Source organism: Paenibacillus wulumuqiensis (assembly GCF_000971965.1).
Lineage (GTDB): Bacteria > Bacillota > Bacilli > Paenibacillales > Paenibacillaceae > Saccharibacillus > Saccharibacillus wulumuqiensis.
Genome location: NZ_KQ040794.1, coordinates 18,124 through 42,809 on the forward strand (window position 1 = coordinate 18,124; position 24,686 = coordinate 42,809).

Consider the following 24,686-nt stretch of genomic DNA (forward strand, 5'->3'; position numbering starts at 1 on the left):
GACGTTAATTACCAAACGTAGCAAATAACTTCGCCGCCGCTTTTAGATTGACGAGCCTCTTTATCGGTTACCACTCCGTTAGAAGTAGAGATAATCGCGATTCCGAGTCCACCCAATACGCGTGGGATTTCATTGCTCTTTGTGTAAACGCGAAGTCCTGGTTTACTGATACGTTTCAGGCCAGTAATTACACGCTCGTTATTTTGACCGTATTTCAGGAAAATACGGATAATTCCTTGTTTGTTATCCTCAACCATTTCAGCATCACGAATGAAACCTTCACGTTTCAGGATATCAGCAATTTGCTTCTTCATTTTAGAAGCTGGAACTTCTACCGTTTCGTGACGCACAGTGTTGGCGTTACGAATACGAGTAAGCATATCAGCAATTGGATCTGACATAGACATGTGTGTGAACCTCCTTCCTGTTAATCAATGGTTTACCAGCTTGCTTTTTTCACGCCAGGAATCTGGCCTTTGTATGCCAATTCACGGAAGCAAATACGGCAAATTTTAAACTTTTGCAAAACGGAATGTGGACGACCACAACGTTCGCAACGAGTGTAAGCACGTACTTTGAACTTCGGTGTACGTTGTTGTTTAACTTTCATTGAAGTTTTAGCCACTTCGCCTGACACCTCCTAAAGATTTTCGGAGAAAAAGGGGCTTATATTCGAACCCCGTACATTTCACAACTTATTTTACGAAAGGCATTCCGAGTTGAGTCAGCAGTTCACGGGACTCTTCGTCCGTTTTAGCTGTAGTAACGATAACGATATCCATACCACGTACTTTATCAACTTTATCGTACTCGATCTCTGGGAAGATCAGCTGCTCTTTCAGACCCAGTGTGTAGTTACCACGACCGTCGAACGCTTTGGAAGATACACCGCGGAAGTCACGTACGCGAGGCAGTGTAATGTTAACCAGTTTGTCCAGGAAGTAGTACATACGATCGCCGCGCAGTGTTACTTTAACACCGATTGGCATGTTTTCACGCAGTTTGAATCCAGCGATGGATTTTTTAGCGCGAGTGATAACTGGTTTTTGACCAGAGATCAGTTGCAGATCGTTTACAGCAGAATCCAATACTTTGGAGTTCGATACCGCTTCGCCCACACCCATGTTGATAACGATTTTTTCAACTTTAGGGACTTGCATAACAGTCGTATAGTTGAATTTCGTAGTCAGGGAAGGAACGATTTCGTTCAGGTACATCTCTTTCATTCTTGAAGCCATTGTGGAAGGTCCTCCTTTCCTTAACAATTAGTATTAATCGATTGTATCTCCGGAGCGCTTAGCTACGCGAACTTTTTTGCCGTTATCCAGTGTTTTGTAACCAACGCGGGTTACTTTTTTTCCGTCCTTAGGATCAACGTGCATTACGTTCGAAACGTGGATAGGTGCTTCTTGCTCAATACGTCCACCTTGCGGGTTCAGCTGAGTCGGTTTTTGATGCTTGGTAATCATATTCACGCCTTCAACCAGCACGCGGTTTTCACGAGGATACGCAGCGATTACACGACCTTTTTTACCTTTGTCCTTACCGCTGATTACGATAACCGTATCATCTTTTTTCACGTGCAGTTTGTTGTTGTGAGACTCCAACACTTTTTTCACTTTCGCCATTTCTGTACACCTCCTATAACTCACTCAGGCACAGGGCCTTATATCGGTATCGTTTAGATGACTTCCGGAGCCAGGGAAACGATTTTCATGTAATCGCGATCACGCAGTTCACGAGCAACTGGTCCAAAGATACGAGTACCACGAGGGCCTTTATCGTCTTTGATTACCACTGCTGCATTTTCATCAAATGCGATGTAAGAACCGTCTTTACGACGTACAGAGCTCTTCGTACGAACAACTACTGCTTTAACTACATCACCTTTTTTGACAACGCCGCCTGGTGTTGCTTGTTTTACAGAACAAACGATTGTATCGCCGATAGCAGCTGTACGACGTCCAGTACCACCCAATACGCGGATACACATCAGTTCTTTTGCGCCGGAGTTATCGGCTACAGCCAAACGTGTAAATGGTTGAATCATTTCTAGTTCCTCCTTCCAGGCAACTTATATCAAATCATCAAATGATGATTGCTTCTTCTACAACTTCCACCAGTCTCCAGTTTTTGTCTTTGGACAGTGGACGAGTTTCCATGATTTTAACAATATCACCGATTTTCGCAGTGTTGTTTTCATCATGAGCTTTGAATTTCTTAGTGTACTTAATGCGTTTGTGATACAGATCATGCTTTTTGTAAGTTTCTACAGCAACTACAATAGTTTTATCCATTTTGTCGCTGACAACTTTGCCTACCTGTACTTTACGGGCATTACGTTCGCTCATAGTGGGCCTCCTCCCTCAGCTGACGGCAATCACAAGCTCGTCAAATATTGGATTATGAAGTAATTCCGAGTTCTCTTTCACGAACTACTGTTTTAGCACGCGCGATTTGCTTACGGACTGCGCTAATACGAGTAGGGTTATCCAATTGACCGGTAGCAAGTTGAAAGCGCAGGTTAAAGAGTTCCTCTTTAAAACCAGCAATCTTTTGCTCGATTTCAGCAGTGGTAAGGTTGCGCAATTCATTAGCCTTCATTTGCTTCACCACCCAATTCTTCACGTTTCACAAACTTAGTTTTTACCGGCAATTTATGAGAAGCCAGACGCATCGCTTCACGTGCGATCTCTTCAGATACGCCAGCAAGTTCAAACATAATTTTTCCTGGTTTAACGATGGCAACCCATTTTTCTACGTTACCTTTACCACTACCCATACGAACCTCGAGAGGCTTTTGAGTGATTGGCTTATCCGGGAAAATTTTAATCCATACTTTACCACCACGTTTGATATAACGAGTCATAGCAATACGGGCAGCTTCGATTTGACGGTTCGTGATCCAAGCAGGCTCAGTAGCTTGCAGGCCAAATTCGCCGAAGTTCAGTTCAGTACCGCCTTTAGCGCGACCAGCCATTCCTGGACGATGCTGTTTACGGTGTTTTACACGTTTAGGTACCAACATGATTAGTTGCCTCCTTCCTGAGCAGCTTGTTTCTTAGCCGTAGGAAGAACCTCGCCACGATAGATCCATACTTTTACGCCGATACGGCCGTAAGTTGTATGAGCTTCAGCTGTACCATAATCGATATCAGCACGAAGTGTATGCAGTGGAACAGTTCCTTCGCTGTAACCTTCGGAACGGGCGATTTCAGCTCCGCCAAGACGTCCGCTAACGGCTGTTTTAATTCCTTTTGCGCCAGAGCGCATAGTTCTTTGAATCGATTGTTTCAGAGCACGACGGAAAGAAACGCGACGTTCCAGTTGTTGTGCAATGCTTTCAGCAACGAGGATAGCATCCAGTTCCTGATTTTTGATTTCGGAAATGTTGATGTGAACTTTTTTACCGCCTGCGATTTTAGTAACTTCGTTACGAAGTACTTCAACCTCAGAACCACCGCGTCCGATAACCATACCAGGTTTCGCAGTGTTGATTGTAACGTTCACGCGATTAGCCGCTCTCTCGATTTCGATTCGGGAGACAGCGGACTCCTTCAGTTTCGTCTTCAGGTATTCACGGATTCGAACGTCTTCCAGAAGAAGATCGCCGAAGTCTTTACCAGCATACCATTTAGATTCCCAGTCACGGATAATACCTACACGCAATCCGATGGGATTTACCTTTTGGCCCACACGTTTTCCCTCCTTTTATTTTTCAGTTACCACCAAAGAAATGTGGCTGGTGCGTTTGTTGATCTTACTTGCACGTCCCATTGCACGAGGGCGGAACCGTTTCAAAGTAGGACCTTGGTTAACGTAAGCTTCAGAAATGAACAGGCTGTTCACGTCCAGAGATTCGTTTTTCTCAGTGCTGATGAACTCAGCATTGGCGATTGCGGAGTTAAGAAGCTTCTCAACTACCGGAGATGCAGACTTTGGTGTGTGACGCAGAATTGCGATCGCCTCACCAACCTGCTTTCCGCGGATCAGGTCAACAACCAGTTGAACTTTGCGCGGAGCGATGCGTACAAACTTTGCATGTGCTTTCGCTTGCATTGCGTGACCTCCTCTCTTACTTTTACAACACTATATTAACGTCTTGTTTTTCTGTCATCGTCAGTATGACCTTTGTACGTACGAGTTGGTGCGAACTCACCAAGCTTGTGTCCGACCATATCTTCCGTTACGTATACAGGTACATGTTTGCGTCCATCATAGACAGCGAAAGTGTGTCCGATGAATTGCGGGAAAATTGTGGAGCGACGGGACCAAGTTTTGATCACTGTTTTTTTGTTGTCAGCATCCAGAACTTCCACTTTTTTCAGCAAGTATCCATCCACGAAAGGACCTTTTTTAAGACTACGGCTCATAGGTTGAATCCTCCCTTCATCTTTTCGTCACTTCATACTTTACAAGCATTCAAGCACAAATCTTACTTCGTGCGGCGGCGAATGATGTATTGATCGGAAGCTTTACCTTTTTTACGAGTTTTGTAACCCAGAGTTGGTTTACCCCAAGGTGACATTGGAGATTTACGACCGATAGGAGCTTTACCTTCACCACCACCGTGTGGGTGATCGTTAGGGTTCATAACTACGCCTCGAACTTGTGGACGCTTGCCCAACCAGCGGTTACGACCAGCTTTACCGATTTTGATCAATTCGTGATCTTCGTTACCTACAGAACCGATTGTAGCGCGGCATACTTTGAGTACACGACGTACTTCACCGGAAGACAGGCGGATAGACACGTATTTTTCTTCTTTACCAAGCAATTGGGCTTCCGTACCAGCTGCGCGAACGAGCTGACCACCTTTACCTGGTCTAAGTTCGATATTGTGGATAACTGTACCTACAGGAATGTTTTCCAGTGGCAGTGAGTTACCAATCTTGATATCGGATTCTGGACCGGAGAATACTTGATCTCCAACTTTCAGTCCTTTTGGAGCGATGATGTAGCGTTTTTCGCCATCAGCGTAGTGGAGCAGCGCGATGTTGGAAGTACGGTTTGGATCGTACTCGATTGTAGCAACGCGACCTGGTATTCCATCTTTGTTACGCTTGAAGTCGATAATACGGTACTTACGTTTGTGTCCGCCGCCATGGTGACGAACAGTAATTTTACCTTGGTTGTTACGGCCTGCTTTTTTGAAAAGCGGAGCCAGCAACGTTTTCTCCGGTTGATTCGTTGTAATCTCTTCGAATGTAGAAACACTCATATTACGACGAGCCGGGGATGTCGGTTTATACTTTTTAATAGGCACGGTTTGTCCTCCTTACTCTACAGATTCAAAAAACTCGAGCGGTTTGCTCTCTGGAGCCAATGTTACGATTGCTTTCTTCCATTCGGAAGTATAGCCACTGTAACGTCCATAACGTTTTGGTTTAGCTGGCATGCGAAGAGTGTTAACTTTAGACACTTTCACTTTGAAGATTTCTTCAATTGCCTTTTTGATTTCCGTTTTATTGGAACGAATGTCAACTTCGAAAGCATATTTCAGTTCGCTCATGTAGTCAGCAGTACGCTCAGTAATTACCGGACGCTTGATTATATCGCGTGGATCCTTCATTACGCGAACACCTCCTCTACCTTCTGAACTGCTTCCTTCGTCAGAATCAGTTTATCGTGCACAAGCACGTCTAGAACATTCACACCGTCAGCTGCAACAAATTTGATACCTGGAATGTTACGAGCAGAAAGAGCTACGTTATTGTCGTACTCGGAAGCCACGATCAATGCTTTACGGTCTACTTTCAGGTTGTTCAGGATTGCTGCAAACTCTTTAGTTTTTGGACTGTTCAGAGTCAGAGTATCCAGAACGATAATTTCGTTGGCTACTACTTTGGAAGACAAAGCAGATTTGATCGCCAGACGACGAACTTTTTTAGGCAGTTTGAAAGCATAGCTACGTGGAGTTGGTCCAAATACTACGCCGCCGCCTTTCCATTGTGGAGAACGAATAGAACCTTGACGAGCACGTCCAGTTCCTTTTTGTTTCCATGGTTTGCGTCCACCACCGCGTACTTCAGAACGTCCTTTTACTTTGTGAGTACCTTGACGAAGGGAAGCGCGTTGCATAACTACTGCATCGTGGAGCACGCTAGTATTAGGTTCGATACCGAATACGGAATCGCTCAATTCGATTTCGCCAACCTGGCTACCATCGATACTATAAAGTGCTACTTTGGGCATTTCATGTTCCTCCTTTCTTTTTTGATTATTTTTTCACCGTTTCTTTAACTTTAACGAAGCTATTTTTAGGGCCTGGAATAGAGCCTTTAACGAGGATTACGTTACGCTCAGCATCCACGCGGATAACTTCGAGGCGTTGGATCGTTACTGTATCATGACCCATGTGACCTGGCAGACGTTTACCTTTCGGTACACGGTTCGCTTGGATAGAACCCATGGAACCTGGTCTGCGATGATAACGGGAACCGTGAGACATTGGTCCGCGGCTTTGGCCCCAACGTTTGATAACGCCGGCAAAACCTTTACCTTTGGAAATACCCGTTACGTCAACGAACTCACCTTCAGCAAACAAGTCTGCTTTGAGTTCCTGGCCAACCTCGACATTTGCGAGGTCAACACCGCGAATTTCGCGAACGTAGCGCTTAGGCACAGTATTCGCTTTAGTAGCGTGTCCTGCTTCCGGTTTGTTAGATCTGCTTGCTTTTTTATCAGCAAAACCGATTTGTACCGCTTCGTATCCGTCATTTTCCAGGTCTTTCTTCTGCAGAACCACACATGGTCCAGCTTCGATAACCGTTACAGGAATTACGTTACCTTCCGCGGTAAAGACTTGAGTCATACCCAGTTTTCTTCCTAAGATACCTTTCATGTTGACACCTCTTTTCATTTTACGTGTTACCACATCTATGTGGATTACAATTTAATTTCGATATCTACGCCAGACGGTAAGTCCAGACGCATCAGAGCATCCACAGTTTGTGGAGTTGGGTTAACAATGTCGATCAAACGTTTATGTGTACGTTGTTCGAATTGTTCACGAGAATCTTTGTATTTATGCACCGCACGGAGAATAGTGATGATTTGTTTCTCAGTCGGAAGCGGGATCGGCCCGGATACTCCTGCGCCGGAACGTTTAGCCGTTTCAACGATTTTCTCTGCGGATTGATCAAGAATTCTGTGATCGTAAGCTTTCAAGCGAATACGAATCTTTTGCTTTGCCATTTTAGTCCCTCCTTTTATCGCCCAATTTATTATCGGACATACTCCGTGAAAATTTTCCGACTCACCGCTCATGGCAAAGGAGCCGGGTGTGTCAGTAACCTCTCACATCATCGCAACGTCTCAGCACAACATTAGTTATTATATATGATAAGCTGGTAGATGTGCAAGTCTTTTTTGAAACTTTTCCATAATAAAATAAGACCTGTCTCCTTTTGCAAAGGAAGCAGGCCTTATCTTAACTTTCGATTAGGATACAATGTTGCTTCGTTACAATACAATGTTGCTTATTTAAATCTTCCGGATCCTGAAGATCACGCAGGAAGATTAATTATTTGGAGATAGTAGCAACCGCGCCAGCGCCTACTGTACGTCCGCCTTCACGGATCGCAAAGCGAGTACCTTCTTCAATCGCGATTGGGTTGATCAGGGATACGCTAACAGTGATGTTATCACCAGGCATAACCATCTCAGTACCTTCTGGCAGGGAGATAACGCCAGTTACGTCAGTTGTACGGAAGTAGAACTGTGGACGGTAACCAGTGAAGAAAGGCTTGTGACGGCCACCTTCTTCTTTTGTCAGAACGTATACTTGAGCGGAAAACTCAGTATGCGGGTTAACAGAACCTGGCTTGGACAGTACTTGTCCACGCTCGATTTGAGTACGATCAACACCACGCAGCAGGGCGCCAATGTTGTCACCAGCTTGAGCGGAATCCATCAGTTTACGGAACATTTCTACGCCCGTAACAACGGATTTCTTAGTTTCTTCTTGGATACCAACGATTTCGATTTCATCGCCGACTTTAACAGTACCACGCTCGATACGGCCAGTAGCAACTGTACCACGACCAGTGATGGAGAATACGTCCTCGACAGGCATCAGGAAAGGACGATCTGTGTCGCGCTCTGGAGTTGGGATGTAAGTATCGATTGTTTCGAACATTTCAACGATTTTCTTAGCCCAGTCGCCATCAGGGTTAGCCAATGCTTCACGAGCAGAACCGCGAGTGATTGGAGTGTCGTCGCCTGGGAAATCGTATTCGCTCAGCAGATCGCGAACTTCCATTTCAACCAGTTCCAGAAGCTCTTCGTCTTCAACCATATCACATTTGTTCAGGAATACTACGATGTAAGGTACGCCTACTTGGCGGGACAGCAGGATGTGCTCACGAGTCTGTGGCATAGGGCCATCAGCTGCGGATACAACCAGGATCGCTCCGTCCATTTGTGCAGCACCAGTGATCATGTTTTTAACATAGTCAGCGTGACCTGGGCAGTCAACGTGTGCATAGTGACGGTTAGGAGTTTCGTACTCAACGTGTGCAGTAGAGATAGTGATACCGCGCTCGCGCTCTTCAGGAGCTTTATCGATTTGATCGAATGCTACAGCAGCACCACCGTAAGTTTTGGACAGTACAGTTGTGATTGCAGCAGTCAGAGTTGTTTTACCATGATCGACGTGACCGATAGTACCGATGTTAACGTGCGGTTTATTACGTTCAAATTTAGCCTTTGCCATTTTAAACAGTTCCTCCTTGAAGGTAGTGTTGTTTATTTTTGGTATGGAGCATGGTTCAGAAAGCGGTCAGACCGCCTCCTGCATACCCCATAGGTGAAAACGAATATTGGACTTAGCCGTTAGCTTTTGCACTAACTGCTTCAGCAATGCTCTTAGGTACTTCTTCATAATGAGAAAGTTCCATGGAGAACACGCCGCGTCCTTGTGTACCGGAACGAAGTGTAGTGGAATATCCAAACATTTCGGACAGAGGTACTTTTGCACGGATAATTTGAGTACCGCTGCGGGAATCCATACCTTCGATACGGCCGCGACGGGAGTTCAGCATACCCATTACGTCACCCATGTACTCTTCTGGTACTGTAACTTCAACTTTCATGATTGGCTCCAGCAGGACAGGCTTACACTTGTCTTTTGCGGATTTCAATGCCATCGAACCGGCGATTTTGAACGCCATTTCGTTGGAATCGACATCATGATAAGATCCATCTACAATTGTAGCTTTTACGTCTACAACCGGGAAGCCTGCGAGAACACCGTTCTTCATTTGCTCCTCGATACCTTGCAGTGCAGGACCAACGTATTCTCTTGGTACGGAACCACCGACGATTTTGCTTTCGAATTGGTTACCAGTACCTGCTTCGAGAGGTTCGAATTCAACCCAGACGTGACCGTATTGACCACGACCACCGGACTGACGTACGAATTTACCTTCGACGCGAGCTGGTTGACGGAATGTTTCACGATAAGCAACCTGTGGTTGACCTACGTTAGTTTCCACCTTAAATTCACGACGCATACGGTCGATAATGATATCAAGGTGAAGCTCACCCATACCTGCCAGGATGGTTTGTCCTGTTTCTTCGTTAGTAGAAGCGCGCAGAGTAGGATCTTCTTCCGTCAATTTACCCAGAGCAGTTGCCATTTTATCTTGGTCTGCTTTGGTTTTTGGTTCAACTGCGATTTCGATAACCGGATCAGGGAAGTTCATGGACTCCAAGATAACCGGATTCTTCTCATCACACAGTGTATCACCAGTTCCTGTATCTTTCAAACCAACAGCTGCTGCGATGTCACCAGCGTATACTACGCTGATTTCTTCACGACTGTTAGCGTGCATCTGCAGGATACGACCGATACGTTCGCGTTTGCCTTTAGTGGCATTCAGAACGTAAGAACCGGATTGCAGTACACCAGAGTATACACGGAAGAATGTCAGTTTACCAACATAAGGGTCAGTCATGATTTTGAATGCCAGTGCAGAGAATGGTTCTTCATCCGAAGAATGACGAATTTCTTCTGTACCGTCTTCGAGCTGACCATTGATCGCCGGTACATCCAGTGGAGACGGCAGGTAGTCGATAACAGCATCCAACATCGGCTGAACACCTTTGTTGCGGTAAGAGGAACCACAGATTACAGGGAAGATCTTAACATCACAAACACCTTTACGCAGAGCAGCTTTGATTTCATCAACCGTCAGCTCTTCTCCTTCAAGGTATTTCATCATCAGTTCTTCGTCCAGTTCTGATACTTTCTCTACCAATTCCATACGAAGCTCATCAACAGTATCTTTCAGATCGGCTGGGATCTCGATATCTACCGGATCTTTACCCAGATCATCTTTGTACTGGATGGCTTTCATTTCGATAATATCGATGATACCTACGAAGTCGTTCTCTGCACCGATCGGCAATTGAATCGCTACTGCGTTCGCTTGCAGACGATCGCGCATGTCTTTAACTACGTTCAGGTAATCAGCACCGATAATATCCATCTTATTGACATAAGCGATACGAGGTACACCATAACGGTCTGCTTGTCTCCAAACAGTCTCGGATTGTGGCTCAACGCCCTCTTTCGCACTAAATACGCCTACGGCCCCGTCCAATACACGCAGGGAACGTTCAACTTCAACAGTGAAGTCAACGTGACCTGGAGTATCAATGATATTAACGCGGTGGCCCTTCCACTGAGCAGTCGTAGCCGCGGATGTAATCGTAATACCGCGCTCTTGTTCTTGCTCCATCCAGTCCATTGTCGCAGCGCCTTCGTGAACTTCACCGATTTTGTGCGTACGGCCTGTGTAGAACAAGATACGTTCTGTAGTGGTTGTTTTACCGGCATCAATGTGTGCCATGATACCAATATTACGTGTATTTTTCAAGGAGAACTCTCTTGCCATGAATAGGTGCTCCCTTCAAAAATAGGAATTTTTGAAAATTGGCTTGAATCCTACCAGCGGTAGTGAGCAAACGCTTTGTTCGCTTCAGCCATTTTGTGTGTATCTTCACGTTTCTTCACAGATGCGCCAGTGTTATTGGATGCATCGATGATTTCAGCTGCTAAACGCTCTTCCATTGTCTTCTCGCCGCGGTTGCGGGAGTAGTTAACGAGCCAACGCAGACCAAGGGAAGTACGTCTCTCCGGCTTAACTTCGATAGGTACTTGATAGTTAGCACCACCGACACGGCGAGCTTTAACTTCGAGAACCGGCATAATGTTCTTGATTGCCGCCTCGAATACTTCCATAGGATCATTTCCTGTACGTTCTTGAATCAGGTTGAACGCGTTATAAAGAATGCTTTGAGCAACTCCACGTTTTCCGTCGATCATGATGCGGTTGATCAAGCGAGTAACAAGTTTGCTGTTATACACCGGATCAGGCAGCACGTCTCTTTTGGTAACTGGACCTTTTCTTGGCATGGTTATCCCCCTTTCTTAAATGTGCAGTGCAGATTTCTGCACTATCGAATTACTTTTTCTCTTTAGGACGTTTTGTACCATATTTGGAACGACCTTGCATACGGTTGTTAACGCCTGCTGTATCCAGCGCGCCACGAACGATATGATAACGAACCCCTGGTAAGTCTTTAACCCGGCCACCACGTACGAGTACTACGCTGTGCTCTTGAAGGTTATGACCGATACCTGGAATGTAAGCAGTAACCTCGATACGGTTAGTTAAACGTACACGAGCATACTTACGAAGCGCGGAGTTCGGTTTTTTCGGAGTCATCGTACCTACACGAGTACATACACCACGTTTTTGTGGAGCACTCAGGTTTGTCTCTTGACGTTTCAGAGCGTTAAACCCTTTTTGCAGTGCAGGAGATTTCGATTTCTCGATTTTCGCTTGACGTCCTTTACGGACCAATTGATTGATAGTTGGCATTGTATTGCCACCCCCTTCCCATATTTTCAGTTCTTTTGTAAACCGTTTGTTAAGCCCACAGACCCAGGCGGTTCATAAAAGAACAAATGAAAAGTTTTTGCCTGCCGTTCTGACTAGCAAAAACGTTCCTTATTGCATTATTTAAGGACAACAGCCATTGCACTTCCCACTTCGATTCCACATGCTTTGCCCAGTTCCTTCATCGTATCTACATAAGTGATTCTGACAGAGTGCTTGGAACATAATTGCACGATCTTTGAAATGAGATGCTGCTCTGCATCCTGCGCAACATAGACTTCAGTGGCTTGCCCCGCTTCGACCATTCGCATTGTCTGCTTGGTGCCGATCTTGATACGGGCATCCTGTAATCCTTTATCATTAGTCATCTTCCGATTCCCTCCAAAAGATCAGGGATCAGCGCTCTATTCACGCACCTTTGCTATATTAGCATTACCATAAGCCAGTGTCAATAGATAAGTTGAATGTTGAATAAAAAATTATGTGGATAAGTGTATGGATAAAGCAGCAGTCCACCCGGGAAAGTACAACTCTCCCGGTATGAACCCTACTTTATATCATATCAATTCACTGCTCTCGCAGTCAATCTTTTTAAAGCATTTGGATGCTACTCTACCGTCACAGTCTCCAGGTTCTCTTCGTTCCCTTCCACTGCTTCCGGCTCTTCAAATTTCACGCTGCGGTAACGGTTCATACCTGTACCTGCAGGGATTAGTTTACCGATAATAACGTTCTCTTTCAGACCCAGCAATTTGTCGACTTTACCTTTGATTGCAGCATCGGTCAGGACACGAGTAGTCTCCTGGAAGGATGCAGCAGACAGGAAGGAATCTGTCTCCAGGGATGCTTTGGTAATACCGAGCAGTACCGGTTTGGCAACAGCAGGCTCACGGTCTCCCATAATGGCCACTTTGTTGGCATCTTCGTATTCGTAGATGTCCACAAATGAACCTGGCAGCAGCGTAGTCTCGCCGTTGTCCACAATGCGGATTTTGCGCAGCATTTGTCTGATCATAACTTCAACGTGCTTATCGTTGATTTCTACACCCTGGTTACGGTATACGCGCTGTACTTCCTGCAGAATGTAGTTCTGTACACCACGGATACCTTTGATACGCAGCATTTCTTTCGGATCAATGGAACCATCTGTCAGCTCGTCCCCTGCTTCGATTTCCATGCCTTCTCTTACGCGCAGGCGGGAACCGTAGGTAACGGAGTAGACTTTGGTTTCCGCTTCACCTTCGACTTCGATTTCACGACGGTCTTTGGCTTCACGGATTTCTTTGATGACACCATCAATTTCACTGATTGTAGCCTGACCTTTAGGGTTACGGGCCTCAAACAGCTCCTGAATACGCGGCAAACCTTGAGTGATATCGTCTCCGGCTACACCACCGGTATGGAACGTACGCATCGTCAGCTGTGTTCCTGGCTCACCGATGGATTGAGCAGCGATAATACCAACCGCTTCACCGATCTCAACGTGTTTACCAGTCGCCAGGTTACGACCATAACATTTCTTACATACCCCGTGTCTTGTACGGCAGCTCAGTACGGAACGGATCTGTACTTTGTTGACGCCAGCAGCCACGATAGCTTCAGCCTTGTCAGAATCAATCAGTTCATTACGGCTAGCGAGGATCTCGCCAGTCTCCGGATGACGAACAGTCTCGAAGCAGTAGCGTCCTTCCAGACGATCGTACAGATCTTCGATAACTTCCTTACCATCCTGGATACGGCTAACGATAAATCCTTTGTCGGTTCCACAATCATCTTCACGTACGATTACGTCCTGGGCTACGTCAACGAGACGACGAGTCAGATAACCGGAGTCAGCGGTACGAAGTGCTGTATCCGCCAGACCTTTACGCGCTCCGTGAGTAGACAGGAAGTACTCGAGGACTGTCAGACCTTCACGGAAGTTCGATTTGATTGGGAGCTCGATGATACGACCGGATGGGTTGGCCATCAGACCACGCATACCGCCCAGCTGAGTAATCTGGGATTTGTTACCCCGCGCTTTGGAATCAACCATGAGCATGATGGAGTTGTAACGATCCATCGATTTCATCAGAATGTCCGTCAGCTCGTCCTTTGTACGGGACCAGATCTCGATAACACGATCATAACGCTCTTCGTTGGTAATCAGACCACGACGGTACTGATTCGTGATAACTGCAACTTTTTTGTCGGATTCAGCCAGCAGTGCTGTTTTCTCCGGTGGAACCACAACGTCTGCCACACCAACGGTAATACCCGCACGAGTGGAATACGTAAAGCCCAGCTGCTTGATTTTATCCAGAATCATGGAAGTCAGTGTTGTATGGTAGACTTCGAAACAGCGTGCAATGATCGTACCAAGATATTCTTTACCGATCGCACCGGTTTGCGGAACAGCCTTCATGAATTCAAGTACGTTGGTACCTTTTTCATAAATGAAGTAGTGATCCGGGATACCCTGATACAGGTTGGCACGAGTCGGTTCATTAATATAAGGGAAAGATTCAGGGAAAATCTCGTTAAAGATAATCCGTCCGACAGTTGTGATCAACATACCGGATTGTTGTTTTTCGGTGAAGCTGGTTTTGCCCAGAGCTTTGGCAGGGATCGCTACACGTGCATGCAGAGAAGCTGTGCCACGCTGATAAGCGGATACGGCTTCGTTGACTGTACGCAGGATCATGCCCGAACCTTTGGCTTCCATGTTATCCATAGTCAGATAGTAGGAGCCGAGGACCATATCCTGGGAAGGTGTAACAACCGGCTTGCCATCTTTAGGGTTCAAGATGTTACCGGATGCCAGCATTAGCAGGCGTGCTTCCGCTTGTGCTTCAGCAGACAATGGTACGTGAACGGCCATCTGGTCACCGTCAAAGTCAGCGTTGTACGCTGTACATACGAGCGGATGCAGACGGATCGCACGGCCTTCAACTAGAATTGGTTCGAATGCCTGGATACCGAGTCTGTGCAGCGTCGGTGCACGGTTCAGAAGAACTGGGTGTTCCTTGATTACTTCTTCCAGTACATCCCATACTTCCGGACTTACACGTTCAACTTTGCGTTTTGCACTCTTAATGTTATGAGCAAGGCCTTTGTTAACCAGCTCTTTCATTACGAATGGCTTGAACAGTTCCAGTGCCATTTCTTTTGGCAGACCGCACTGGTACATTTTCAGGTAAGGACCTACGACGATAACGGAACGACCAGAGTAATCGACGCGTTTACCGAGCAAGTTCTGACGGAAACGACCTTGTTTACCTTTCAGCATGTGGCTGAGGGATTTCAGAGGACGGTTACCAGGACCGGTTACCGGACGTCCGCGACGACCGTTATCGATCAGAGCATCTACTGCTTCCTGCAGCATACGTTTCTCGTTCTGTACGATAATATCAGGAGCACCCAAATCCAGCAGGCGCTTCAGACGGTTATTCCGGTTGATGACACGACGGTACAGGTCATTCAGGTCGGATGTTGCAAAACGTCCGCCATCCAGCTGAACCATTGGACGAATTTCTGGCGGGATAACCGGCAGAACGTCCATGATCATCCAATCCGGAGAATTGCCGGAATTACGGAAAGCTTCGATAACTTCAAGACGTTTGATCGCACGGTTACGACGTTGGCCTTGAGCGGTACGCAGCTCTTCACGCAGGAATTCCAGTTCTTTGTCCAGATCAAGATCCTGAAGCAGTCTTTTGATCGCTTCCGCACCCATGCCTGCATGGAATCCGTAGCCGTATTTCTCACGGTAGCTGCGGTATTCTTTTTCAGAGAGAAGTTGTTTCTTCTCCAGTGGTGTCTCGCCTGGATCTGTAACAACATAAGATGCGAAGTAGATAACTTCTTCCAGGGATCGTGGAGACATATCGAGTGCAAGACCCATACGGCTCGGGATACCTTTGAAATACCAAATGTGGGATACAGGAGCTGCCAGCTCAATATGTCCCATACGTTCACGACGTACTTTGGCACGTGTTACTTCAACGCCACAACGGTCACAGACTACACCTTTGTAACGTACGCGCTTATATTTACCGCAATGACATTCCCAGTCTTTGGTTGGTCCAAAAATACGTTCACAGAACAGACCGTCTTTCTCTGGTTTAAGCGTACGGTAGTTGATTGTCTCCGGTTTTTTAACTTCTCCGCGGGACCAAGAACGAATTTTGTCTGGGGAAGCAAGCCCAATTTTCATAAATTCGAAATTGTTAACGTCTATCAAGAGACACCCCTCCTAAGGCCAAATCCTATTTATTGTAAAGCTCTGTATTCCGCACAAATCCCAACGCACCGTCTGATGAATGAGGATAGACCGGAAAAGCTCCGGTCTACCTTCATCAGACAATGTTGGGAATCATGAATAAGTGTATTAATCTACGCCGACTTCTGAACCTTCAAGGTTGAGGCTCAGTTTATCATTGGTGTTCTCTTCCTCGTCATCCAGCTCTCTCATCTCAATTTCGTTTTCGTCCTCATTGAGAATCTTAACGTCCATACCCAAGCTTTGCAGCTCCTTGATCAATACTTTGAAAGATTCAGGAACGCCCGGTTCAGGAACGTTTTCGCCTTTCACGATGGATTCGTACGTTTTCACACGGCCAACGACATCATCGGATTTGACAGTAAGGATCTCTTGCAGGGTGTAAGCAGCGCCATAAGCTTCCAGCGCCCATACTTCCATCTCCCCGAAACGCTGACCACCGAACTGAGCTTTACCACCCAGCGGCTGCTGTGTAACGAGAGAGTAAGGACCTGTGGAACGAGCATGGATTTTATCATCAACCATGTGCGCCAGTTTGATCATGTGCATAACGCCGACTGTAACTTCACGTTCGAACTCGTCACCGGTTCTTCCATCGTAAAGGATCGTCTTACCGTTACGCTGCATGCCGGCTTCTTCCATCGTATCGAATACATCATACTCATTCGCTCCATCAAATACCGGTGTAGCGACGTGAATACCAAGCTTCATCGCTGCCATACCGATATGGACTTCGAGAATCTGACCGATGTTCATACGGGAAGGTACGCCCAGAGGGTTCAGTACAACCTGTACCGGTGTGCCATCCGGCATAAACGGCATATCTTCTTCCGGCAGAATACGTGCAACGACACCCTTGTTACCGTGGCGTCCCGCCATTTTATCGCCTTCGGAGATTTTACGTTTTTGCGCGATGTACACACGTACCAGATGATTTACACCCGGTGGCAATTCATCGCCATTTTCTCTGGTGAACACTTTGACGTCTACGACAATACCGTCTGTACCATGAGGTACGCGCAGGCTGGTGTCGCGAACTTCACGTGCTTTTTCACCAAAGATGGCGTGCAGCAGGCGTTCTTCTGCTGTCAGCTCGGTTACACCTTTTGGTGTTACTTTACCAACGAGGATATCACCAGCAGCAATCTCGGCACCGATACGGATAATACCGCGCTCGTCGAGATTTTTCAGTGCATCTTCACCCACGTTAGGAATATCGCGTGTGATTTCTTCCGGACCGAGCTTCGTATCACGAGCTTCGGATTCATATTCTTCAATATGAATGGAAGTGTACACATCTTCCTTAACGAGCTTTTCACTCAGTAGGATCGCATCCTCGTAGTTATAACCTTCCCAGGTCATAAATGCTACGACTACGTTACGGCCCAGAGCGATCTCACCCATTTCAGTGGATGGACCATCTGCCAGGATATCGCCTTTCTTCACAACGTCGCCCGTTTTCACGATTGGACGCTGGTTGATGGCAGTACCTTGGTTAGATCTCATGAATTTGTGTAATTTATACTTAACGAGATCACCTTTAACTTCTTTGCCGTCTACAGTCTCGATACGGCGCAGTGTAATCTCGCTTGCTGTAGAGCGTTCGATAATACCATCGTATTTGGTTACGATACATACACCGGAATCCTTAGCAGCTTTGTGTTCCATACCTGTACCAACCAGTGGTGCCTTTGGAATAAGCAAAGGTACCGCCTGACGCTGCATGTTGGAACCCATCAGCGCACGGTTGGAGTCATCATTCTCCAGGAACGGAATCAGCGCTGTTGCAACGGATACGACCTGTTTTGGAGATACGTCCATGTAATCAACACGTTCTCTTGGCATAGGGAGAATGTTATCAGCCTGTTTGTTATAACGGCTGATTACCATTTCTTCTGCAAAAGTACCGTCTTCGTTCAGGACTGCATTCGCCTGTGCTACTACATAGTTATCTTCTTCATCCGCAGTCAGGTAATCAATCTGATCGGTTACCCGGTTGGTGTTCGGATCTACACGACGGTATGGTGCTTCGATGAAGCCATACTCATTGATGCGTGCGAACGTGGACAGGGAGTTGATCAGACCGATGTTCGGTCCCTCTGGAGTCTCGATAGGACACATACGGCCATAGTGACTCGGATGTACGTCACGGACTTCAAAGCCTGCGCGCTCACGGGTCAGACCGCCGGGTCCGAGGGCAGACAGACGACGTTTGTGCGTCAGTTCGCCAAGCGGGTTGGTCTGGTCCATAAACTGGGACAGCTGGGAGCTACCAAAGAACTCCTTGATGGATGCAATAACAGGACGTATGTTGATCAGTGCCTGTGGAGTAATAACATTCGCATCCTGGATGGACATTCTCTCGCGTACTACACGTTCCATACGGGACAAACCGATACGGAACTGGTTCTGCAGCAGCTCTCCTACGGAACGCAGACGACGGTTACCCAGATGATCAATATCATCAGTATCGCCGATACCCTGAAGCAAGTTCAGGAAGTAACTGATCGATGCGATAATATCAGCCGGTGTAATGTTCTTAACAGATTTATCAATGGTGCCGTTGGCAATCACCGATACGACTTTGCCATCTTCCAGTGGAGAGAAGACATTAATCGTCTGCATTGGAATATCATTGGCATCCAGTACGCCGCCAGCTACATGGTAAGTTTTGAAGTTCAGATCACCTTCAAGGTAAGGCATGATCTCATCAAGGAGACGACGATCCACTACCTGTCCAGCTTCGGCAACAATCTCACCTGTATTGGTATCAATCAGCGTCTCAGCAAGGCGCTGGTTAAAGAGACGGTTTTTGATATGCAGCTTTTTGTTGATTTTGTAACGACCTACATTCGCGAGATCATAGCGTTTTGGATCGAAGAAACGTGCTACGAGCAAGCTTTTGGCGTTATCGAGTGTTGGTGGCTCGCCCGGACGAAGACGCTCGTAAATCTCGATCAGCGCTTTCTCGGTAGAGTCGGTGTTATCTTTATCTAATGTATTACGGATATATTCGTCATTGCCAAGCAGGTCCAGAATTTCAGCGTCGCTGCCGAATCCGAGAGCACGTAGCAGTACGGTTACCGGGATCTTACGGGTACGGTCGATACGTACATAGACGATATCTTTCGCATCCATCTCCAGTTCCAGCCATGCGCCACGGTTAGGAATAACGGTAGCAGTATATGATGTTTTACCATTTTTATCGACTTTAGTGCTGAAATAGACGCTGGGAGAGCGAACCAACTGGCTGACAATAACCCGTTCTGCACCATTGATAATGAAGGTGCCGGTTTCCGTCATCAGCGGGAAATCACCCATGAATACTTCCTGCTCTTTGACTTCACCCGTTTCCTTATTGATGAGACGGACTTTTACTCGCAATGGAGCTGAATACGTAACGTCACGCTCTTTCGCATCGTCTACTGTGTATTTCGGCTCACCAAGGCTGTAGTCGATGAACTCGAGTACCAGATTCCCTGTAAAATCTTGAATTGGCGAGATATCCTGGAACATTTCACGCAATCCTTCATCCAAAAACCACTGATAAGATTTCTGTTGGATTTCGATCAGGTTAGGTACTTCAAGAACTTCGTTAATTCGTGCATAACTTCGCCGAGTGCGTCGACCATATTGAACAAGATGTCCTGCCAACTTATACTCACCCCTTAATGTCTACTCACTTAAAAATTTCATTGCGAACTGCTGTTTGGATCACGTATAATAGGTCCATACATAGAAGTGCACACCCACAAATAGAGAAAAGCTCTTATCGAATCTTCTCGAAAAAAGAGCACCATCAGCTATCAACGGATGTGACCCAGCAGCTCAGACTCATATTTCAGTTGAAATTAACTGAAATACCGATTATTATACGTTTAAGGACAAGATTAAACACCCTTATGGTACATAATTTTCGTAATTCACAGAAAACTAAAGCCAAAAAGGGCATCTTAATACTGACATTTTGTAATAATAACACGTTAGCCTATTTAAGTCAACAGGCGTATTCACCGATTTCATCTATTTCATTTTACGTCAAGGTCTGTTCATCCTCGCCGATGAATAGGCCTTTTTTATTTGATCGCCTGGAAGATACGATATCCTTTGTCCTTGGTAACCTCTTCCACGCTGGTAAACAGTTCTTCCAATCTGGCTTTGGCTGAAGGTGCACCCTGCTTCTTTTGAATAACGACCCAGAGCGAGCCTCCTTCTTTCAAATGGGCTGCTGCCTGTTCGAAGATCGCATGTACAGTCGCTTTACCTGCCCGGATCGGCGGATTGGTCAGTATAACGTCAAACATCTGCCCCTGCACCGCTGCAAACAAATCACTTTCCAGGATCGTAATATTCTCAATCTGGTTAAGTTTGGCATTCTCTCTGGCAAGCTGTACTGCCCGTGCATTCACATCAACCATCGTCACATGGCCTTTTGCAGCAAGGTACGCTGCCGACAAACCGATCGGCCCATAGCCACATCCTACATCCAGCACGTTGGAATCTTCATTCAGTGTCAGAGCATCAATAAGTACTCTGCTGCCATAGTCCACTCCGGTTTTGGAAAAGACACCGGCATCGCTTATGAATTTGAAAGTTTTGCCGCGCAACTCCGCTTCGATCGTTCGGCGTTCGTGCGCCGCGCCAGGCTGGCTGGAATAATAATGATCTCCCATATCATTCCTTCACCCTTTCTTGAATTCACCTAAATTACTGTCTTTTTTATAAAACAAACCCCTTGAACGGATTCAAGGGGTTTGTAAGAAAGAAGAGAAAATCTCTTATTTCAATTCTACAGATGCGCCTGCTTCTTCCAGTTTTGCTTTGATGGATTCAGCTTCTTCTTTAGCAACGCCTTCTTTGATTGCTTTAGGAGCGTTGTCCACTACTTCTTTAGCTTCTTTCAGACCCAGACCAGTTACTTCACGAACAGCTTTGATTACGTTGATTTTGGAAGCACCAGCGGATGTCAGTACTACGTCAAATTCAGTTTGCTCAGCTTCTGCAGCTGCGCCGCCTGCTGCCGCTGCTGCTACTGGAGCTGCTGCAGTTACGCCGAATTCTTCTTCGATTGCTTTTACCAGATCGTTCAGTTCCAGTACAGTCATGCCTTTGATGGCTTCAAGGATTTGCTCTTGACTCATTTATAAACCCTCCATAATTGGTTGTATTTTGGTTTTGGCTGATCACAGCCATTTTTTTACGCCGCATGGGCGTGAGCAGAATGGGCTAGTCGCTTACGCGCTTTGCTCTTCTTTCTCGGATACTGCTTTAACTGCCAGTGCAAAGTTGCGAACTGGAGCTTGAAGTACGCTAAGCAGCATGGACAAGAGACCTTCGCGGGATGGCAGAGCTGCCAGTGCTTTGATTTCTTCTGCGCTTACTACGCGTCCTTCAACAACGCCGCCTTTCAATTCCAGAGCGTCATTCGTTTTAGCGAAATCGTTCAGAATTTTAGCCGGTGCTACTGCATCGTCTTTACTGAAAGCAATAGCGGTAGGACCGCTAAGTACTTCGTTCAGTTCAGTCAGGTCAGCAGACTCAGTGGCACGACGAACCAGTGTATTTTTCAATACTTGGAACTCGATACCAGCTTCACGCAGTTGCTTGCGCAGTTCTGTAACTTGAGCTACATTCAGACCACGATAGTCAGCAACAACTGTAGTTACGCTCTCGCGCAGTTTCGTTGCAACCACTTCTACCGCTTCCTGTTTTGCCTGGATTACTTTTGCGTTTGCCAAATTGGACACCTCCTGATCGTATTCTTGCTTTTCTCCGTCCTCTCGGGATTCGGGAGAAAAGAGTTCCTACGGGCATTAAAAAAGCCCCCGCAGAATGACGAAGGCTTGACGGAGCGGATTCAGCAGGCGCAGCAAGCTGCGCACTGAGTATCCGATATTCTATCATAACACCTCGGTAGGAAATTAAGCCGGTAAAGGCACCTACTGTCTACGGTTAAACATATTCAAGTGTAATTGCAAGTACAAAGTTCAAACGTAATTACAACTTTCACAGATTATCAAATCTAAAGGTTGTTGTCAACCCTTAATTATCTGTAAGTTGCTGCGTTTACGCGTGCGCTTGGTCCCATTGTGGAAGATACCGCAATGTTTTTCAGGTAGATACCTTTTGCTGCAGCTGGTTTAGCACGGTTAAGAGCTTCAACCAGAGCTTGCAGGTTCTCGTTCAATTGCTCTTCAGAGAAAGATACTTTACCGATAGGAGCGTGAATTTGTCCTGCTTTGTCCAGACGGTATTCGATTTTACCAGCTTTGATTTCTTGAACAGCTTTGGTAACGTCGAAAGTAACTGTACCTGCTTTAGGGTTAGGCATCAGACCTTTACCACCAAGCAGACGACCCAGTTTACCAACTTCGCTCATCATGTCAGGCGTAGCTACGCAGACATCGAACTCGAACCATCCTTGTTGGATTTTGTTGATCATGTCCTGATCGCCAACGAAGTCAGCACCAGCAGCTTCCGCTTCTTTTGCTTTTTCGCCTTTTGCGAATACGAGAACACGTTGAGTTTTACCAGTACCGTGTGGCAGTACTACGACACCACGAACAGCCTGATCTTGTTTACGAGGGTCTACACCCAGACGTACTGCTGCTTCAACAGTTTCGTCGAATTTTGCAGTAGCTGCTTTTTTAACCAAAGCAACTGCTTCAGCCGGCTCGTAAGTTGCTTCGCTGTCAATCAGCTTAACAGCTTCCAAATATTTTTTACCATGTTTAGCCATTTGTTATTCCTCCTTTGTGGTATTAGCGGATATTCCTCCCACATATACAGAATCTCACGATTCTGCATAGACTGGTTCCTGGCGGATACCAGTAAAAACTAATAAAAATTAGTCTTCGATTGTGATACCCATGCTACGTGCTGTACCTTCAACCATCAGCATTGCTGCTTCGATAGAAGCTGCGTTCAGGTCAGGCATTTTTTGTTCTGCAATTTCACGAACTGCGGAACGTTTAACAACTGCGACTTTCTTCTTGTTCGGTTCGCCAGATCCTTTTTCGATCTTAGCAGCAACTTTCAGAAGAACTGCAGCCGGTGGAGTTTTTGTGATGAAAGTGAAAGAACGATCTTCAAACACTGTGATCTCAACCGGAATGATCAAACCTGCTTGATCTGCTGTACGAGCGTTGAACTCTTTACAGAATGCCATGATGTTGACACCTGCTTGACCCAATGCCGGACCTACTGGAGGAGCCGGATTCGCTTTACCAGCCGGGATTTGCAGTTTTACCATTTTGATTACCTTTTTAGCCATGTAAAACACCTCCTTGCGAATAGTGGTAGACGGACATCGCTGCCCTCCCACGTAAAACGACGCATATGACTCAAAACATCTGTCTTCAGCCTATGCGGTGAAACCGGAAGCACCGGTTAGAATCTGAAATGATTGCTCACTCCAAATCCCCGTGTCATCCTAGAAACCTGCTATATCTTTTCCACTTGAGTATAATCCAGCTCAAGCGGGGTTTCCCGTCCGAACATGTTAACATGTACTCTGAGCTTGCTCTTGTCTACCAAGATTTCTTCCACGGAGCCCACAAAATTCGCAAACGGTCCAACTTTGATGCGTACGGATTCTTTGACCTCGAAGTCGATATGCTCCTTCGGTTCTTCCATACCCATGTGTTTGAGAATCTGTTCGACTTCTTCGGGCAGCAGCGCAGTCGGCTTGGAGCCTGAACCTGTTGAACCGACAAAGCCGGTTACGCCAGGCGTATTGCGAACTACATACCACGAATCATCGGTCTGGATCATTTCAACAAGAACGTATCCCGGGTAAACTTTACGCATGACGGTCTTTTTCTTGCCGTCTTTGTTTACCAGTTCTTCTTCCATAGGAACAAGAACGCGGAAGATCTTGTCTTCCATGCCCATCGACTCAACGCGTTTTTCCAAATTGGCCTTGACCTTGTTTTCATACCCTGAATAAGTATGAACTACGTACCATCTTTTTTCCATATCAAGCCACCTGGAACCCTTCTTAAATTATCGCTTCGATCACAGCGGAAATGCCGATGTCTAGAACCCAAAAATAAACGGCGACAAACAATATCGTACCGATAACGATAAGAGTATAGTTGGTCAGCTCTTTACGATTAGGCCAGCGAACCTTTTTAAGTTCAGCCCAGCTTTCGGAGAAAAAGGAAAACATAGACTTAAAGCTTCGTGCCACGACTACACCTCCAAAAGACGATCTGGTTAAACGAAGAAAAGGCTTCAGACCAAGAGCCTGTTCCATTCTTCATCCCCATGCGGTCAGGGTGGTTACACTTGCTCATATAGCTGCCTTGATCGCCATAAAGATTGACACACCTAAGAACAGGCGATTTTAGGCCTACCTAAAACACTTTATCATAGGCCCCTGACCGTGTCAACGAATATTCATGATGTTTTGCAAAAAAATAACAATTCTTTTCGGCAGCTTTTCCGGACATGATCGAATACTTTGCTGATCGTTGTTTCTTGCCGGATTATAGGGTAAACGACAGACTGCACAA

At 46.2% G+C, this 24,686-nt stretch carries 30 protein-coding genes and 1 other annotated feature; all 30 genes read right to left on the bottom strand.

Annotation, left to right across the window (positions count from 1 at the left end):
• Positions 1-8: 8 nt before the first annotated feature.
• Positions 9-407 carry a 30S ribosomal protein S8 gene (gene rpsH, locus WH45_RS05080; protein WP_017815375.1) on the bottom strand — a complete coding sequence of 133 codons (399 nt, stop codon included), beginning with the start codon at positions 405-407 and terminating at the stop codon, positions 9-11.
• Between the two features lie 32 nt (positions 408-439).
• Positions 440-625, bottom strand: coding sequence for a type Z 30S ribosomal protein S14 (locus tag WH45_RS23095; RefSeq protein WP_013312154.1), 186 nt, complete (start codon positions 623-625; stop codon positions 440-442).
• A gap of 70 nt (positions 626-695) precedes the next feature.
• Positions 696-1,238, bottom strand: coding sequence for a 50S ribosomal protein L5 (gene rplE / locus WH45_RS05085; RefSeq protein ID WP_046213343.1), 543 nt, complete (start codon positions 1,236-1,238; stop codon positions 696-698).
• A 33-nt stretch (positions 1,239-1,271) separates the two neighbouring features.
• Complete coding sequence (rplX, locus tag WH45_RS05090) at positions 1,272-1,628, bottom strand: 50S ribosomal protein L24 (RefSeq protein ID WP_082096552.1); 357 nt, start codon at positions 1,626-1,628, stop codon at positions 1,272-1,274.
• Positions 1,629-1,681: 53 nt separating this feature from the next.
• Positions 1,682-2,050, bottom strand: coding sequence for a 50S ribosomal protein L14 (gene rplN, locus WH45_RS05095; RefSeq protein WP_017815372.1), 369 nt, complete (start codon positions 2,048-2,050; stop codon positions 1,682-1,684).
• Between the two features lie 37 nt (positions 2,051-2,087).
• Positions 2,088-2,351, bottom strand: a complete 264-nt coding sequence (rpsQ, locus tag WH45_RS05100; protein ID WP_046213344.1) for a 30S ribosomal protein S17 — start codon at positions 2,349-2,351, stop codon at positions 2,088-2,090.
• A gap of 52 nt (positions 2,352-2,403) precedes the next feature.
• Entirely contained in the window at positions 2,404-2,604 is a 201-nt protein-coding gene (rpmC, locus tag WH45_RS05105) for a 50S ribosomal protein L29 (protein WP_017815370.1), read from the bottom strand.
• Positions 2,594-3,028 (bottom strand): 50S ribosomal protein L16, encoded by a 435-nt coding sequence (gene rplP / locus WH45_RS05110; protein ID WP_017815369.1) that lies wholly within the window; start codon positions 3,026-3,028, stop codon positions 2,594-2,596. The genes rpmC and rplP overlap by 11 nt, the downstream gene beginning before the upstream one ends.
• 2 nt (positions 3,029-3,030) lie before the next feature.
• Complete coding sequence (gene rpsC / locus WH45_RS05115; protein ID WP_017815368.1) at positions 3,031-3,696, bottom strand: 30S ribosomal protein S3; 666 nt, start codon at positions 3,694-3,696, stop codon at positions 3,031-3,033.
• 15 nt (positions 3,697-3,711) lie between these two features.
• A complete protein-coding gene (gene rplV, locus WH45_RS05120) occupies positions 3,712-4,059 on the bottom strand; it encodes a 50S ribosomal protein L22 (RefSeq protein ID WP_046213345.1) in 348 nt (115 codons plus the stop codon).
• Positions 4,060-4,094: 35 nt separating this feature from the next.
• Entirely contained in the window at positions 4,095-4,373 is a 279-nt protein-coding gene (gene rpsS, locus WH45_RS05125; protein ID WP_017815366.1) for a 30S ribosomal protein S19, read from the bottom strand.
• A 62-nt stretch (positions 4,374-4,435) separates the two neighbouring features.
• On the bottom strand, positions 4,436-5,266 hold the full coding sequence (gene rplB / locus WH45_RS05130; RefSeq protein ID WP_046213346.1) for a 50S ribosomal protein L2: 831 nt from the start codon (positions 5,264-5,266) through the stop codon (positions 4,436-4,438).
• Positions 5,267-5,278: 12 nt separating this feature from the next.
• Positions 5,279-5,572, bottom strand: a complete 294-nt coding sequence (gene rplW / locus WH45_RS05135; protein WP_017815364.1) for a 50S ribosomal protein L23 — start codon at positions 5,570-5,572, stop codon at positions 5,279-5,281.
• Positions 5,572-6,195 carry a 50S ribosomal protein L4 gene (gene rplD / locus WH45_RS05140; RefSeq protein WP_046213347.1) on the bottom strand — a complete coding sequence of 208 codons (624 nt, stop codon included), beginning with the start codon at positions 6,193-6,195 and terminating at the stop codon, positions 5,572-5,574. Before rplD ends, rplW begins: the two co-directional genes overlap by 1 nt.
• 25 nt (positions 6,196-6,220) lie before the next feature.
• Positions 6,221-6,844 carry a 50S ribosomal protein L3 gene (gene rplC, locus WH45_RS05145; protein WP_017815362.1) on the bottom strand — a complete coding sequence of 208 codons (624 nt, stop codon included), beginning with the start codon at positions 6,842-6,844 and terminating at the stop codon, positions 6,221-6,223.
• Between the two features lie 44 nt (positions 6,845-6,888).
• Positions 6,889-7,197, bottom strand: a complete 309-nt coding sequence (gene rpsJ / locus WH45_RS05150; RefSeq protein WP_017692074.1) for a 30S ribosomal protein S10 — start codon at positions 7,195-7,197, stop codon at positions 6,889-6,891.
• Between the two features lie 328 nt (positions 7,198-7,525).
• On the bottom strand, positions 7,526-8,716 hold the full coding sequence (gene tuf, locus WH45_RS05155) for an elongation factor Tu (protein ID WP_046213348.1): 1,191 nt from the start codon (positions 8,714-8,716) through the stop codon (positions 7,526-7,528).
• 112 nt (positions 8,717-8,828) lie between these two features.
• Positions 8,829-10,901 carry an elongation factor G gene (fusA, locus tag WH45_RS05160; RefSeq protein ID WP_046213349.1) on the bottom strand — a complete coding sequence of 691 codons (2,073 nt, stop codon included), beginning with the start codon at positions 10,899-10,901 and terminating at the stop codon, positions 8,829-8,831.
• 50 nt (positions 10,902-10,951) lie between these two features.
• Positions 10,952-11,422 carry a 30S ribosomal protein S7 gene (gene rpsG, locus WH45_RS05165; RefSeq protein WP_017815359.1) on the bottom strand — a complete coding sequence of 157 codons (471 nt, stop codon included), beginning with the start codon at positions 11,420-11,422 and terminating at the stop codon, positions 10,952-10,954.
• Positions 11,423-11,471: 49 nt separating this feature from the next.
• Complete coding sequence (rpsL, locus tag WH45_RS05170; RefSeq protein WP_017815358.1) at positions 11,472-11,891, bottom strand: 30S ribosomal protein S12; 420 nt, start codon at positions 11,889-11,891, stop codon at positions 11,472-11,474.
• 137 nt (positions 11,892-12,028) lie between these two features.
• On the bottom strand, positions 12,029-12,277 hold the full coding sequence (locus WH45_RS05175) for a ribosomal L7Ae/L30e/S12e/Gadd45 family protein (RefSeq protein WP_046213350.1): 249 nt from the start codon (positions 12,275-12,277) through the stop codon (positions 12,029-12,031).
• 239 nt (positions 12,278-12,516) lie between these two features.
• Positions 12,517-16,131: a DNA-directed RNA polymerase subunit beta' gene (gene rpoC, locus WH45_RS05180; protein ID WP_046213351.1), complete on the bottom strand. Its 3,615-nt coding sequence runs from the start codon at positions 16,129-16,131 to the stop codon at positions 12,517-12,519.
• A 147-nt stretch (positions 16,132-16,278) separates the two neighbouring features.
• A complete protein-coding gene (gene rpoB / locus WH45_RS05185; protein ID WP_046213352.1) occupies positions 16,279-19,824 on the bottom strand; it encodes a DNA-directed RNA polymerase subunit beta in 3,546 nt (1,181 codons plus the stop codon).
• Positions 19,825-20,246: 422 nt separating this feature from the next.
• Positions 20,247-20,843 (bottom strand): class I SAM-dependent methyltransferase, encoded by a 597-nt coding sequence (locus WH45_RS05190; protein ID WP_046213353.1) that lies wholly within the window; start codon positions 20,841-20,843, stop codon positions 20,247-20,249.
• Between the two features lie 105 nt (positions 20,844-20,948).
• Positions 20,949-21,311: a 50S ribosomal protein L7/L12 gene (gene rplL / locus WH45_RS05195; protein ID WP_046213354.1), complete on the bottom strand. Its 363-nt coding sequence runs from the start codon at positions 21,309-21,311 to the stop codon at positions 20,949-20,951.
• A gap of 93 nt (positions 21,312-21,404) precedes the next feature.
• Positions 21,405-21,908 (bottom strand): 50S ribosomal protein L10, encoded by a 504-nt coding sequence (gene rplJ, locus WH45_RS05200; RefSeq protein ID WP_046213355.1) that lies wholly within the window; start codon positions 21,906-21,908, stop codon positions 21,405-21,407.
• A 68-nt stretch (positions 21,909-21,976) separates the two neighbouring features.
• Positions 21,977-22,140, bottom strand: a sequence feature (ribosomal protein L10 leader region).
• 76 nt (positions 22,141-22,216) lie between these two features.
• The gene (gene rplA / locus WH45_RS05205; protein ID WP_046213356.1) at positions 22,217-22,909 is read right to left on the bottom strand and encodes a 50S ribosomal protein L1; all 693 of its coding nucleotides are present in this window, start codon (positions 22,907-22,909) and stop codon (positions 22,217-22,219) included.
• Positions 22,910-23,017: 108 nt separating this feature from the next.
• Positions 23,018-23,443 (bottom strand): 50S ribosomal protein L11, encoded by a 426-nt coding sequence (gene rplK, locus WH45_RS05210; protein ID WP_026136396.1) that lies wholly within the window; start codon positions 23,441-23,443, stop codon positions 23,018-23,020.
• A gap of 170 nt (positions 23,444-23,613) precedes the next feature.
• Positions 23,614-24,147 (bottom strand): transcription termination/antitermination protein NusG, encoded by a 534-nt coding sequence (nusG, locus tag WH45_RS05215; protein ID WP_017815349.1) that lies wholly within the window; start codon positions 24,145-24,147, stop codon positions 23,614-23,616.
• Between the two features lie 22 nt (positions 24,148-24,169).
• Positions 24,170-24,361, bottom strand: a complete 192-nt coding sequence (gene secE, locus WH45_RS05220) for a preprotein translocase subunit SecE (RefSeq protein ID WP_046213630.1) — start codon at positions 24,359-24,361, stop codon at positions 24,170-24,172.
• Positions 24,362-24,686 lie beyond the last annotated feature (325 nt).

Bases quoted from the DNA above. Each gene is read 5' to 3' on its own strand.
- rpsH (WP_017815375.1), bottom strand. From the start codon at position 407: ATGTCTATGTCAGATCCAATTGCTGATATGCTTACTCGTATTCGTAAC.
- rplE (WP_046213343.1), bottom strand. From the start codon at position 1,238: ATGGCTTCAAGAATGAAAGAGATGTACCTGAACGAAATCGTTCCTTCC.
- rplX (WP_082096552.1), bottom strand. From the start codon at position 1,628: ATGGCGAAAGTGAAAAAAGTGTTGGAGTCTCACAACAACAAACTGCAC.
- rplN (WP_017815372.1), bottom strand. From the start codon at position 2,050: ATGATTCAACCATTTACACGTTTGGCTGTAGCCGATAACTCCGGCGCA.
- rpsQ (WP_046213344.1), bottom strand. From the start codon at position 2,351: ATGAGCGAACGTAATGCCCGTAAAGTACAGGTAGGCAAAGTTGTCAGC.
- rpmC (WP_017815370.1), bottom strand. From the start codon at position 2,604: ATGAAGGCTAATGAATTGCGCAACCTTACCACTGCTGAAATCGAGCAA.
- rplP (WP_017815369.1), bottom strand. From the start codon at position 3,028: ATGTTGGTACCTAAACGTGTAAAACACCGTAAACAGCATCGTCCAGGA.
- rplV (WP_046213345.1), bottom strand. From the start codon at position 4,059: ATGCAAGCGAAAGCACATGCAAAGTTTGTACGCATCGCTCCGCGCAAA.
- rpsS (WP_017815366.1), bottom strand. From the start codon at position 4,373: ATGAGCCGTAGTCTTAAAAAAGGTCCTTTCGTGGATGGATACTTGCTG.
- rplW (WP_017815364.1), bottom strand. From the start codon at position 5,572: ATGAAGGATCCACGCGATATAATCAAGCGTCCGGTAATTACTGAGCGT.
- rplD (WP_046213347.1), bottom strand. From the start codon at position 6,195: ATGCCCAAAGTAGCACTTTATAGTATCGATGGTAGCCAGGTTGGCGAA.
- rplC (WP_017815362.1), bottom strand. From the start codon at position 6,844: ATGAAAGGTATCTTAGGAAGAAAACTGGGTATGACTCAAGTCTTTACC.
- rpsJ (WP_017692074.1), bottom strand. From the start codon at position 7,197: ATGGCAAAGCAAAAGATTCGTATTCGCTTGAAAGCTTACGATCACAGA.
- tuf (WP_046213348.1), bottom strand. From the start codon at position 8,716: ATGGCAAAGGCTAAATTTGAACGTAATAAACCGCACGTTAACATCGGT.
- fusA (WP_046213349.1), bottom strand. From the start codon at position 10,901: ATGGCAAGAGAGTTCTCCTTGAAAAATACACGTAATATTGGTATCATG.
- rpsG (WP_017815359.1), bottom strand. From the start codon at position 11,422: ATGCCAAGAAAAGGTCCAGTTACCAAAAGAGACGTGCTGCCTGATCCG.
- rpsL (WP_017815358.1), bottom strand. From the start codon at position 11,891: ATGCCAACTATCAATCAATTGGTCCGTAAAGGACGTCAAGCGAAAATC.
- WH45_RS05175 (WP_046213350.1), bottom strand. From the start codon at position 12,277: ATGACTAATGATAAAGGATTACAGGATGCCCGTATCAAGATCGGCACC.
- WH45_RS05190 (WP_046213353.1), bottom strand. From the start codon at position 20,843: ATGGGAGATCATTATTATTCCAGCCAGCCTGGCGCGGCGCACGAACGC.
- rplL (WP_046213354.1), bottom strand. From the start codon at position 21,311: ATGAGTCAAGAGCAAATCCTTGAAGCCATCAAAGGCATGACTGTACTG.
- rplA (WP_046213356.1), bottom strand. From the start codon at position 22,909: ATGGCTAAACATGGTAAAAAATATTTGGAAGCTGTTAAGCTGATTGAC.
- rplK (WP_026136396.1), bottom strand. From the start codon at position 23,443: ATGGCTAAAAAGGTAATCAAAATGGTAAAACTGCAAATCCCGGCTGGT.
- nusG (WP_017815349.1), bottom strand. From the start codon at position 24,147: ATGGAAAAAAGATGGTACGTAGTTCATACTTATTCAGGGTATGAAAAC.